The sequence below is a fragment of the Lentzea sp. NPDC059081 genome, assembly GCF_042738015.1.
Taxonomy (GTDB): domain Bacteria; phylum Actinomycetota; class Actinomycetes; order Mycobacteriales; family Pseudonocardiaceae; genus Lentzea.
In genome coordinates this window covers 39,194-51,560 of record NZ_JBHYGW010000006.1, presented here as the reverse complement: position 1 = coordinate 51,560, position 12,367 = coordinate 39,194, and the positions used below count along the sequence as shown (strand labels likewise).

9 protein-coding genes are annotated in these 12,367 nt (G+C 69.8%); 6 read left to right on the top strand and 3 right to left on the bottom strand.

Features of this window, described 5'->3' with window-relative positions; genetic code table 11:
* Positions 1 to 85: 85 nt before the first annotated feature.
* The 5 genes from gmk (at position 86) to ACFWV3_RS15565 (ending at position 7,017) form a co-directional block, all read left to right on the top strand.
* Positions 86 to 661, top strand: a complete 576-nt coding sequence (gmk, locus tag ACFWV3_RS15585; RefSeq protein WP_382411865.1) for a guanylate kinase — start codon at positions 86 to 88, stop codon at positions 659 to 661.
* A 2-nt stretch (positions 662 to 663) separates the two neighbouring features.
* Positions 664 to 942 carry a DNA-directed RNA polymerase subunit omega gene (gene rpoZ / locus ACFWV3_RS15580; protein ID WP_045313812.1) on the top strand — a complete coding sequence of 93 codons (279 nt, stop codon included), beginning with the start codon at positions 664 to 666 and terminating at the stop codon, positions 940 to 942.
* Between the two features lie 212 nt (positions 943 to 1,154).
* Entirely contained in the window at positions 1,155 to 2,363 is a 1,209-nt protein-coding gene (gene coaBC / locus ACFWV3_RS15575) for a bifunctional phosphopantothenoylcysteine decarboxylase/phosphopantothenate--cysteine ligase CoaBC (protein WP_382412332.1), read from the top strand.
* A gap of 38 nt (positions 2,364 to 2,401) precedes the next feature.
* Positions 2,402 to 3,604, top strand: coding sequence for a methionine adenosyltransferase (gene metK / locus ACFWV3_RS15570; RefSeq protein ID WP_382411864.1), 1,203 nt, complete (start codon positions 2,402 to 2,404; stop codon positions 3,602 to 3,604).
* A 563-nt stretch (positions 3,605 to 4,167) separates the two neighbouring features.
* The gene (locus ACFWV3_RS15565; protein WP_382411863.1) at positions 4,168 to 7,017 is read left to right on the top strand and encodes a hypothetical protein; all 2,850 of its coding nucleotides are present in this window, start codon (positions 4,168 to 4,170) and stop codon (positions 7,015 to 7,017) included.
* Here ACFWV3_RS15565 and ACFWV3_RS15560 read toward each other — a convergent pair.
* From ACFWV3_RS15560 to ACFWV3_RS15550, 3 genes are all read right to left on the bottom strand, one after another.
* A complete protein-coding gene (locus ACFWV3_RS15560) occupies positions 7,004 to 7,489 on the bottom strand; it encodes a calcium-binding protein (protein WP_382411862.1) in 486 nt (161 codons plus the stop codon). The genes ACFWV3_RS15565 and ACFWV3_RS15560 overlap by 14 nt on opposite strands.
* 66 nt (positions 7,490 to 7,555) lie before the next feature.
* Positions 7,556 to 10,081, bottom strand: coding sequence for a BTAD domain-containing putative transcriptional regulator (locus ACFWV3_RS15555; protein ID WP_382411861.1), 2,526 nt, complete (start codon positions 10,079 to 10,081; stop codon positions 7,556 to 7,558).
* 49 nt (positions 10,082 to 10,130) lie between these two features.
* Positions 10,131 to 10,874 (bottom strand): calcium-binding protein, encoded by a 744-nt coding sequence (locus ACFWV3_RS15550; RefSeq protein ID WP_382411860.1) that lies wholly within the window; start codon positions 10,872 to 10,874, stop codon positions 10,131 to 10,133.
* A gap of 135 nt (positions 10,875 to 11,009) precedes the next feature.
* On the opposite strand from ACFWV3_RS15550, the gene ACFWV3_RS15545 reads away from it, so the two are divergent.
* Complete coding sequence (locus ACFWV3_RS15545) at positions 11,010 to 12,338, top strand: S8 family peptidase (protein WP_382411859.1); 1,329 nt, start codon at positions 11,010 to 11,012, stop codon at positions 12,336 to 12,338.
* Positions 12,339 to 12,367: the final 29 nt, after the last annotated feature.

Sequence of the window (12,367 nt, the reverse complement as noted above, 5' to 3'; positions counted from 1 at the left end):
TTTTTCGTTTGTGTTTGTTGGGGGTCGTGAGGTGCGGTTCTTTGTTTTGGGGGTGGGGGGGGGGGTGTGGGCAAGAGGGGGGGGTATGTCCTCTCCCCCCCCCCGCCTCACCGTCTTGTCCGGGCCGTCCGGCGTTGGCAAGTCCAGCGTCCTGGCGGAGCTGCGCAGGCAGCAGCCCGACGTCTACTTCTCCGTCTCGGCGACCACCAGGAAGCCGCGGCCGGGCGAGGTCGACGGGGTGCACTACCACTTCGTCGACCACGAGAAGTTCCAGCAGATGGTGGACGCCGGCGAGTTCCTCGAACACGCCGACTTCGCCGGAAACCGCTACGGAACGCCTCGCAGGCCCGTCGAGGAGGCTCTGGCCACCGGCCGCCCCGCCCTGCTCGAGATCGAGCTGCAGGGTGCCAGGCAGGTCCGCGTGGCGATGCCGGAAGCCCAGCTGGTCATGTTGATGCCCCCGTCCTGGGAGCACCTGGTGGACCGGCTGACCGGCAGAGGAACCGAACATCCGGACGTCGTCGAACGCCGCCTCGAGATCGCCCGCGAGGAGCTGGCGGCCGAGAAGGAGTTCGACGAGGTCGTCGTGAACGCCGACGTGCAGTCGGCCGCCGCCGACTTGCTATCCTTGATGGTCGGACCACGAATCCCAGGAGTTTGAGAGTGATCACCCACACCGAGCTCGGTCATCTGACCGGTTCTCCGGAGGGCATCACCAACCCGCCGATCGACGACCTGCTGGAGCAGGTGAGCTCGAAGTACGCGTTGGTGATCTACGCAGCGAAGCGTGCCCGCCAGATCAACGACTACTACGCGCAGCTCGGCGAGGGCCTGCTCGAGTACGTCGGCCCGCTCGTCGAGCCGGGCCCGCGTGAGAAGCCCCTCTCCATCGCGCTCCGCGAGATCCACGCGGGTCTCCTCGAGCACACCGAGGGCGAGTGACCGTCGAAGTCGCCGGGTGAGGTGTGCCTGCGGAAAGCGCAGGCCATCGCACCTTCGAGTGTTTGTGGGGCCGAGCCCCCACACCCCACGCCGGGGCGAGCCCCGGACCCCCAGCGGGTTCCTCCCTAGTGGGCGTGACCTCGCGGTCGTTGCTCACAGGAGAACCTTTGAACCCCGCTGCACCTGACGCTGATGCCCCCGACAAGCCCAGGATCGTTCTGGGTGTTGGCGGGGGCATCGCCGCGTACAAGGCCTGTGAGGTTTTGCGCCGGCTGACCGAATCCGGCCACTCCGTGCGGGTCGTGCCCACCGAGGGCGCCCTCAAGTTCGTCGGCGCCGCCACGTTCGAGGCGCTGTCCGGCCAGGTCGTGTCCGCCGACCCGTTCGACGACGTGCACGAGGTGCCGCACGTCAAGCTCGGGCAGAACGCCGACCTCGTCGTGGTGGCCCCGGCGACCGCGAACCTCATCGCGAAGGCCGCGCACGGCCTCGCCGACGACCTGCTGACGAACACCCTGCTGACCGCGCGCTGCCCGGTCCTGCTGGTGCCCGCGATGCACACCGAGATGTGGGAGCACCCGGCCACCCGGCACAACGTGGAACTGCTGCGCTCGCGCGGTGTCGTCGTCGCGGAACCGGCGAGCGGCCGGCTCACCGGCAAGGACACCGGCAAGGGCCGCCTGCCCGATCCCGCGGAGATCGTCGAGCTGGTTCGCCTGTTGCGCGTACAGCACGACGCCCTGCGGCGGACACTGGAGGGCGTGCACGTCGCGATCTCGGCCGGGGGCACCCGAGAACCACTCGATCCGGTGCGGTTCATCGGCAACCGGTCCTCCGGAAAACAGGGCTATGCACTCGCTCGGGTGGCGGCCCAGCGGGGCGCACGGGTGACTTTGGTCGCCGGGAACACCGCCGACCTGGCCACTCCAGCGGGTGTCGACCTGGTCCGGGTCGGCTCGGCGGTGGAGCTGCGCGACGCCATGCACGAGGTCGCCGCGGACGCCGACGTGGTCGTGATGGCCGCCGCGGTCGCCGACTTCCGGCCCGTCTCCCTGGTCGGCCACAAGATCAAGAAGACCTCCGCCGACCCTGACCCGATCGCGCTGACCAAGAACCCCGACATCCTCGCGGAGCTCGTTTCCGCACGTCGGGACGCTCAAGTCATCGTCGGGTTCGCCGCGGAGACCGGCGACGACACTACGTCGGTGCTCGACTACGGCCGCGCCAAGCTCAAGCGCAAGGGCTGCGACCTCCTGGTGGTGAACGCGGTCGGCGACGGCCAGGCGTTCGAGCAGGAGGACAACGCCGGGTGGCTGCTCTCCGCCGACGGCACCGAGACGCCTATCCCGCACGGCCCGAAAACACAAGTGGCGTCCGTGGTGTGGGACGCGGTTACCGCTCGCTTGCCCGAGTCTCAGTAGTATTTTTCCGGAGTCCAACCCGCAACGAAGGAGTGTCCGTGAGCCAGCACAGCAGCAGGCTGTTCACGAGTGAGTCGGTGACCGAGGGACACCCGGACAAGATCTGCGACGCGATCAGCGACTCGATCCTGGACGCGTTGCTGGCCAAGGACCCGCGCTCCCGCGTCGCCGTGGAGACGCTGGTGACCACGGGCCAGGTCCACGTCGCGGGTGAGGTCACCACCGAGGCCTACGCGGACATCCCCACGATCGTCCGCGAGAAGATCCTGGAGATCGGCTACGACTCGTCCGCGAAGGGCTTCGACGGCCACTCGTGCGGCGTCAACGTCGCCATCGGCGCGCAGTCCCCGGACATCGCGCAGGGCGTCGACACCGCCTTCGAGAACCGCGTCGAGGGCGCCGCCGACGAGATCGACAAGCAGGGCGCCGGCGACCAGGGCCTGATGTTCGGCTACGCGTGCACCGACACGCCCGAGCTCATGCCGCTGCCGATCGCACTGGCCCACCGCCTCTCGCGCCGCCTGACCGCGGTCCGCAAGGACGGCACCGTCCCGTACCTGCGCCCGGACGGCAAGACCCAGGTCACCATCGAGTACGCGGGCGACCAGCCCGTGCGCCTCGACACGGTCGTCATCTCCACCCAGCACGCCGACGGCATCGACCTGGAGAAGCTCCTCGGCGTCGACCTCCGCCAGCACGTCGTGGAGCCCGAGCTCGCCGAACTGTCCCTGGACACCACCGGCGTCCGCCTGCTGACCAACCCGACCGGCCGCTTCGTCATCGGCGGCCCGATGGGCGACGCGGGCCTGACCGGCCGCAAGATCATCGTCGACACCTACGGCGGCATGGCCCGCCACGGCGGCGGCGCCTTCTCCGGCAAGGACCCGTCGAAGGTCGACCGCTCCGCCGCGTACGCGATGCGGTGGGTCGCCAAGAACACGGTCGCCGCCGGTCTGGCCACGCGGGTCGAGGTCCAGGTCGCGTACGCGATCGGCAAGGCTGCTCCGGTCGGGTTGTTCGTGGAGACGTTCGGGACCGAGACGGTGGACCCGCAGAAGATCCAGCAGGCCATCACCGAGGTGTTCGACCTGCGGCCGGCGGCGATCATCCGGGATCTCGACCTGTTGCGGCCGATCTACGCGCCTACTGCGGCTTATGGGCACTTCGGGCGGACCGATGTGGATCTGCCTTGGGAGTCGACTGATCGGGCTGAGGCGTTGAGGAACGCTGCTGGGGCCTGATTGGTTGCTTGGTTGCTTTGGTGCGGCCCGCTCTCACTTCGGTGGGGGCGGGCCGTTTGCGTTCCAGCGTGGTTGCCGTTGCGGGTTTCGTGGCTGTTCCAGCGTGGTCGCCTTTGGTGGTTTCGTGCCTGTTCCAGCGTGGTCGTGCACCTCGGACGAAGCGAGGGTGTTCATCGCCGCTTCGCGACGATCCGCGATTGGGGCTTGACTTCGGGGCCCTTGCGAGGCGCTGGTTCGGCCGGAAAAGGCCGGATGCTTCGCAACCGGCCGATCCCATCAAGGGGTAGCACCTCGCACCCAAAGTCAAGCCCCAATCGCCTAACCACGAGTGGGTGCACCGCTGCCCATCTGGGCAAGGTCTGCACTGCTCGCCTTCGGCATCGCTTGAAAGGTCGGTGCGGCCTTCGTGTCAGACCCGCCTAGTACGTTGGGTCGCGGGGGAGCCAACTCGCCGGGGGACCCCTGCGTGAGCGTGCGCCGGCGTATTTCCCGCCTTGTCGCCGTCTCCGTTCTGCGTGGGGGACAACGACAACACGACTGGCCTGCGCGCTGTGCCGCGGCCGTTGGACGTCGAGCTGCCTCGCCTGCGCCTGGTCGACCGGCTGCGGTCTCGCTGGTCTCGTCCGGTCACCCTCGTCACGGCTGGGGCCGGGTTCGGCAAGACCACGGCGTTGGCCCAGGCCGTTCGCGCCAACCTGGTGGAGCCGCGCGGGGTTGATGCCTGGGTCACTTGCGGGCCTGATCACGAGGACGCGGGGCGGCTGGCTCTGGCGATCGTCGACGCGCTTGGCGGGCGTTGCGGTGAAGCTGGTGTGGCGGAGGTGCTTGGCGCGCTTCGGGGGAAGGCGCCGCTGGACGTTTGTCTGGTGCTGGACGACGTTCATGAGGTGCCGGACGGGTCGCCTGGTGCGGAGTTGCTTCAGGCTGTCGTGCGCGCGTTGCCTGGGAATGCGCACCTCGTGTTGTCCGGGCGGTGTGTGCCTGCGCTGCCGTTGGCACGGAGGGAGGCGGCTGGGGAGGTGGGGGTTATCGGCACCGGGGAGCTTGCCTTCACTGGTGCTGAGACGGCTGCGTTGGCGCGGAGGTTTGGTCGGGAGCTCCGCGAGGATGTGCACGGGTGGCCCGCGCTCACTCGGTTGTCGCTCAGTGCTGGGCCCACCGCGTCGTGGCGTTATGCGGCGGAGGAGGTGCTCAACGGGCTTGCTGAGCCGACTCGTGTTGCGTTGGCTGCCTTGGTGGTGCTCGGGTGTGCGACCGAAGAGGAGGTTGCCGCTGTTGCGGGAGTGCCTGTCGATCTCTCGTACGTCGTTGCGAAGGTGCCGTTGGTCAACCGGCTCGACGACGGTCGGTACCGGGCGCACGAGCTGTGGGCCGGGCTCACTTCGACCGAGCATCTGAGTGCCAAGGCGGTCGAGGTGCTCAAGGCGCGCGGGGAGCTGGCTGGGGCCGGGCGGATCGCCTGTCGGGCGCGTGACTGGGGGGTGCTGGCGGGCCTGGCGGTGGAGCTTGTGCGGTCGACACTGTCGGTGTTGCCGTGTGCTACGGCTGAGCGGTGGCTGAAAGCTGTTCCCGCGCAACGGCTTCAGGAGCCGGCGTTCCTGTTGCTCACGGCTGCGGTCATGCATGCCAACGACTTCGGTGATCCGTCCATCGACTGTCTGGTCGACCGGGCCGCCGCCGGGATGCTCGAAGTCGGAGACCTCGACGGTGCGGCGGTGGTGCTCGGGCAGGCGGTGATCACGGCGCACTCGCGTGGCGATTTGGCCAGGCTTGTTCAGGTGGCGCAGAAAGCTCAGCAGCTGGAAGCGAAGTCGCCTGTGTTGCGGTTGCTCCGGCACAGCGTTGCTGCGGTGGTGGCAGAGCTTGCCGGTGACCCGGAGGAGGCGTTGGTTCATCTCGGGCAGGCGCCGACGAACGAGGTGCCCAAGTCGCTTGCGGTGTCCACCACACGGTTCCACGTGCATTGTCTGGCCATGTGCGGGCGTGGGCAGGATGCCGCCGAACTCGCCGAACGCATGCTGGACGACGATCTCGCATTGCGTCACGCTGCTGCTGCACGGTGGTTCGACGGTCAAGCCGTTGATTTCCAAGAGAATGATGCGGACAGCACGGCGCGAGACGAGTTCGTGGCGCGTGCGTTGCATACGGTCATTGCCGCGTCGTTCGGTGAGACGACGACAGAGCTTCCTATCGAGCAGGACAATCCGAGAGATGCCGTGTTGGCGTGTGCGTCGCATGCGGCGGTTGCTGTCGCACGGGGCGAGGAAGAGTTGGCGCGTGACATCTACAAGCAGCACCTCGCGAAATGGCCTCTGGAAGTCAAAGTCGCTGAACGGCACCTGCGCAGGTTCCTGACGCTCGGATACGTGCTCAGTGACGAACTGAGGGAACGTTGGGACGGAACGGATCTGGGGCCGTCGCATCGGAAGGCACGGGCGGCGGGGCGTGCGTTGTTGAGAGCGCGGCAAGGAGATCTGCGCACCGACCTGCAAGAAGAACACGCGCTCTGCTACCTCCCGTTGCCGTGGTCGGTCGAGCTGGCGTGCCGGCAGGCAGCGGTCGGACGGACGAAGCTCGGTTCGTGGCTGGCTGATCGGGTCGGGACGGCGGTGCATCGGCAGTGTCGTGAGCTGGCACGAGATCCGGACCTCGCCGCCGGTGCGACGAAGCTGCTCGCCACCGTGCCCACGCCGCCCGGACACCCGATCGGGATCGAGGTCCTCGGGCCGTTGCGCGTGACCAGGAACGGGCTCGTGGTGGACGCGCCGGAGCTGCGGCGGGCGCGGGTCCGGCAGCTGCTCGGGTTGCTGGTGCTGCGGCCGGTGCTGTCCCGCGAGCAGGCCGTGGACCTGCTCTGGCCCGAGCTCGATCCGGCCAGTGCGGCGCGGAACCTCCGCGTCACCACGACGCACCTCCGGCGGCTGCTCGAACCCGGCAGGGCCGGTGGCGAGGCCAGCTACTGCGTGCGCAGCGACGCGGACACCATCAGGCTGGTGCGCGGCGGGATGCTGGCCGTGGACCTGTGGTCGTTCCACGAGCTCAGCGACGCCGGCCAGCTCGACCAGGCGGTGGCGTTGTGGCGGGGCGAGCCGCTGCATGACCTGGCGGAGCTGTGCGAGGCCGAGGTCGCACGGATCCGGGCTCGGCACGTCGGGAACCTGGTGGGGCTGGGGGAGTCGAGGCTCGTCAGCGCGGACCCGGAGCAGGCGGGCCGGCTGGCCGAACGGGCGTTGGAGCTGGAGCCGTTCGACCCGCGGGGGCACCGGCTCGCGCTCGCCGCGGCACTGCGCGCACGGAACCCGCGGAGAATCGCGGAAGTCCGTGCGCGCGTGCTGGACTCGGTGCGGGAGCTCGGGGTGCGGCCCGACTCCGCGACGGAGATCCTGTTGCGGCAGACCGTCACGGGCAGCTGACGGCCACCTCGGTGGACGGCGGGCAGTAGTCGAGCCCTGCTTGGCCGTTGCCCGCGTCCCAGCCCGCGTCGCCGGACAGCAGGTCCATGCCGTCGTCGCCCAGCATCTCGTCGTCGCCAGGCTCGCCGTAGACGGTGTCGTGCTGCGGCCCGCCCTGGACCTTGTCGTCACCCCAGCCGGCGCAGACCAGGTCGTTGCCGCCACCGCCGTAGATCACGTCGTCGCCGGCGAGACCGATGATGATGTCGTCGTCGCCCAGCCCGAAGATGGTGTCCGGGCCGGGGCTGCCGAGGATCACGTCCTGGCCGGGCCCGCCGACGATGACACCGGCGCCGACGATCGTGGGCACGGCGTTGTAGCAGGCCGCCGGGGTGGGTCTGTTCTGGAACTCCGGCGGGACCTCGTCCGCTTGGGCGACACCGGCGGTGCACAGACCGATGGCGAGCGCCGCGGCAGCGATGCGCAGTCTCATGGTGGTTTCCCCTCGTCCGTGTGGTGCTTGCGGACCGAAGAGTCGCAACGGGGCGTTGCCCGAACGCTAACCGGAGCGCGCGAGGTCTCGTTCCACGACGGGCACGGGCGCGCCGATCCGCGACCGGATGGCCGCCGCCTCGGCCAGCAGCTCGCGCCGGCCCGTCGACTGGGCGAGGGCCTCCAGCACGCTCGCCTCCCGCCAGCGGTCACCGAGCTCGCGGTGCAGGGTGAGGCTGCGTTCCAGCAACGACCGCGCGGCCGCCGCGTTGCCGGTGCCGTGCTCGACGACGCCGAGCAGGTTGAGCGCCCACGCGATGCCCTCCTTGAACTCCAGCTCGCCGAACGTGTCCAGCGCCTCGTCCAGCAACGACCGCGCTTGCGCGGCGTCACCCCGATACCAGGCGACGGCGCCGAGGTAGGCGAGCGACGACGTGGCACCGCGCCGGTCGCCCAGGTCTCGCAGTGATTTCAGTGAAGCCTGAAGATCGGCCTCCGCGACCGCGAGGTGACCGGCCAGCCAGGACGTCGCACCGGCGAGCTGCCTCGCGTAGGCGGCGTTCACGGGGTTCGAGGCGCGGGCGGCCTCCTGGTAGTGGTGCAGCGCGGCCTCGTAGTAGCCCCGTTCGCGGGCGACCGAACCCAGCAGCCGGTGCAGTCGTCCGGCCTGCGTCGGGTCCGCTTCGAGGCCGTCGCGGGCGTAGCGGAGGGCCTCGGCGTAGTCGCATTCGAGCAGAGCCAGTGCGGCGGCGGACGCCAAGGCCTTCCCTCGCAACGGACCCGAACCGCGTAGCGCGACCGTCAGCCAACGGCGTCCCTCGGCGTAGTTGCCGGTGCGATGCCAGTAGCGGTTCAACGCGACTACTAGACGCAGCACCTTGTCTGCGTCGCCTACTGACGTGAACCAGTTCATGGTGCGTTGCAGGTTCGCGTGTTCGACACGCAACTCGTTGAGCAGTGAGCCCGTGGGGTCGGCCTCGGTCCGTTCGGCGAGCGCTAGGAAGAAGTCGGCGACACGGCCGTGTGCGGAGGTCGGCTGTTCCAGCGCAAACGCATGCACCGTCTCCAACATGGAGAAACGGGTCTCTCCGGCGACACGGGACACACGCACGAGCGACTTGGCCACCAGCCCCGCGAGCGCGTCCAGCGAGCTGCCCAGCGCCTCGACCAGGTCGGCGGGGAAGCCGCCCGCGCAGACCGCGAGATCGGCGAACAGTGTGCGTTCCGGCGGTGTCAGCAGGTCGTGGCTCCACGCGATGGCGGCCCGCAACGGGCCCAGCAGCTCGAACCGGTCGCGCAACCGCCGCACGATCTGCGCGGGCGTGAGGACGGACGTGCGGGCGGCGGCCAGTTCCAACGCCAGCGGCAGGCCGTCGAGTGCCGCGCAGAGCTGGGCGACCGCCGGTGCGTCCGCGTCGGTGTACGAGTGGGCGGCGCGGTCCAGGAACAGCCGCACGGCGTCGTACACGGCCAGTTCCGCCAACGAGCGCGGCACGTCCGGGTCGGGCACGGCGAGCGGCGGGACCGGATAGACGGTCTCTCCTCCGACGTTGAGCGGCTCACGGCTGGTGGCCAGCACGCGCAACCTCGGGTGTGCGGCGACGAATGCCGCGCAGTCAGCCCGTAGGTGTTCGCAGTTGTCCAGCACGACGACCGTGCGTCCGAGCGTGCCGAGCTCTCGGGCCGTGATGTGGAACGCAGCTGCAACGGCGTCCTCGACACACACGGCAGAGGTCAGGTCGACCACCGTCGAGGACGGCATGACGTGTTGGGCGAGCCGTGTCTTCCCGCAGCCGGCCGGACCGGTGAGCGTGACGATCCGGCTCTTCTCCAGCAGCCGCAGGACGTCCTGGGTCTCCCGCTGCCGTCCGACCAGCGCGGCGCCGGAGTCGGGCAACGGGCAGGCCAGCGCCTCCGCCTCGATCGCACGCAGGCCGGGTCCAGGGTCGACTCCGAGCTCCTCGACGAGCACGTTGCGCGCCCGTCGGACCGTGCTCAACGCGTCCGCGCGTCGTCCGCCACGTAGTTGTGCGTCGGCCAGTAACTCCCAGAAGCGCTCACGGAGTGGATGACTCACGACGAGCCGTTCCAGTTGAGCGGCGGCGGTCGCGCACGCACCACGGCTGATGTCCTGTTGTGCCAACGACTCCTCGGCGGCGAGTCGCGCCTCGTGCAGGCGCGTGATCTCGGCTGACGCCCACTCGGACACGTCGCAGTCGGCGAGAGGATCACCGCGCCACAACGAGAGCGCCGCGCGAGGTGAGGGCGCGCGCTCGAACCGTGTGACGTCAACGCGCGACGGATCGATGCGCAGCGCATAGCCCGTGCTGCTGGTGACAAGAACATCCAACAGACCGATAGCCGCCAATGCGGAACGTACGCGCGCGATGTGGCTGTGGAGCGTCCTTAATGCCGTGAGTGGAGGGTCGGTGCCCCACAACGCGTCGATCAGACGTGGTGCGGGGAGCACCGACGGTGCGCGCAACGCCAGCAGCGCCAGGAGGGAGCGCTGGCGCGTGCCGGCGAGGCGCAGCACGCCGCCTGGACCGGTGACCTCGAGAGGGCCGAGCAGGCGGACGTTCAGTTGGTCCACGCACGTGCGGAGTTCTCACGGACGCGCTTGATACATGTGTCGTGCGAGCTCACTGAACGCACAGGTCGAGGGGACCCTGCGTGCACGTGTCGACGCCACCGAGGCCGTACATCTTGTTGGGCCAGGCGTTGCCGCTCAGCACGTCGTCGCCCTGGGTGCCGTAGACGTCCTGCACGTTCTTCAGCTCGTCGATCTCGCCCGGTCCGGTCGCGAGGCCCGCCGCGAGGTCGATCGTCATGCCATCGGCGTGGTCGCTGAAGTCCGCCCTGTCGCGCATGTTCAGCTTCGCACCGTCGATCTTGTCGTTGCCGGGCCCGCCCTGCAGCAGGTTGCCGCCCGCGTCGCCCACCGGCTCGTCCAGCACGTCGTCGCCGTCCCCGCCGAAGAGCTGGTCGGGGCCGAGACCGCCGGTCATCGTGTCGTCGCCGTCCCCGCCCAGCAGGACGTCCGGGCCCGACCCGCCCTGCAACGAGTCGTCGCCGTCGCCGCCGTGCTGCTCGGTGGGCACCGCGCTGTCGTAGACGACCGCGTCGTTCCTGCCGCCGAGGTGGATGACGATCTTCTGCACGGACGCGCACTGGACGCGGGAGACCGTCAGGCGCGTGCAGCCGGCTCCCGCCCGCATCGCGCCGGTGTCGCCGACGGTGGTGCCGGAGACCTCGATCCGGCTGGCGCGCGCCGGCGCCCCGACGACGATGAGCGTGCCTTCCTCGACCCGTGCGGTGGTCGCCGGGTCCGGTGCGGCGGTGGTGCCCGCGACGGCCAGTGCTGCCGCGACGGCGAGCTGAAGCATGTCGGCCCCCTTCTCTGCGTGGGCACGTGGGTACGCGCGGCCTGTTGTGGATCGGTTGTGGCGGCCGCATCCGGGCCACAACCGCGCGGGCCTTCCCTTGCGCCGTCAACCCGTTGTGACAAGGGAGGAACGACCATGAGAGCCGGCATCGCAGCCCTGCTCGGCGTCGTGATGGCGCTGGCGGTGACGCCGCTGACCGCGGCGGCGCAGGACGACCAGGAGGAACAGGAGATCATCGTCAAGTTCCGCGACGGGGCGTCGCGCGGAGACGCCCTGGAGCAGTCGCGGACGAGAGCCGTCGCGGACGCCACGGACGGCGCCGAGGTGCTGGCGTCCAGGGACGCCACCGAGTCGATCCGGGTGCTGCTGGCCCGCGGTGACGTCGAGTACGCCGAGCCGAACATCGTCCTCGACTCGACGGCCGTCCCGAACGACCCGCTGTGGCCGCAGCAGTGGCACTACTGGGAGGCGACCGGCGGCATCAACCTCTCGCCCGCGTGGGACCTCGGACCGTCGGGACTGGGCCAGCGGGTCGCGGTGATCGACACCGGTCGCACCGCGCACCCCGACATGTCCGCCAACTACATCGGCGGCTACGACTTCATCAGCAACGCGGTGTACGCGAAGGACGGCAACGGGCGTGACTCGAACCCGACCGACCAGGGCGACTGGCGGGCCGCGAACCAGTGCGGTCCCGGTTCCTCGGCACGTCCGTCGAGCTGGCACGGCCTGCACGTCGCGGGCACCGTGGCGGCCGTGCGCAACAACCTGACCGGTGGCACGGGCGTCGCGCCGTTGGCGAAGGTCGTGCCGGTGCGCGTTCTCGGCACGTGCGGTGGCACGTTGGCGGACATCGCCGCGGGCATCGTGTGGGCGTCCGGCGGCGCCGTGCCGGGTGTCCCGGCCAACCCGTACCCGGCGAAGGTGCTGAACCTGTCGCTCGGCGGCCTGTCGGCGTCCTGCCCGGTGACCTTGCAGAACGCGATCAACACCGCCCGCAACGTGCATGGTGCGAGCGTCGTGGTGGCGGCCGGCAACAGCGCGGCCAACGCCTCGGGCACCACCCCGGCCAACTGCGCGGGCGTGGTCACGACCGGTGCGACGGACCGGCAGGCCAACCGCGCCTCGTACTCGAACTTCGGTGCCACGGTCGAGATCTGCGCTCCGGGCGGGGAGACGTCCCCGACCGTCGCGAACGGTGTGCTGTCGACGTTGAACAACGGCGCGACGGTGCCGGCCGCGTCGATCTACAAGCACTACCAGGGCACGAGCATGGCGACCCCGCACGTCGCGGGCGTCGTGGCGCTCATGCAGCACGCACGGGTGCAGCAGGGCAAGGCGATCCTGACGCCCGCGCAGGTCACCGCGTTGCTGAAGGCCGAAGCGTTGCCGTTGGCCCTGATGTGCGGCAAGGGCCTGCTCGACGCACGGGCGAGCGTGGCGGCCGCGATCGCCGCGGCCTGAGTGTGAGTGTGAACAAGGCCCTGGTCATC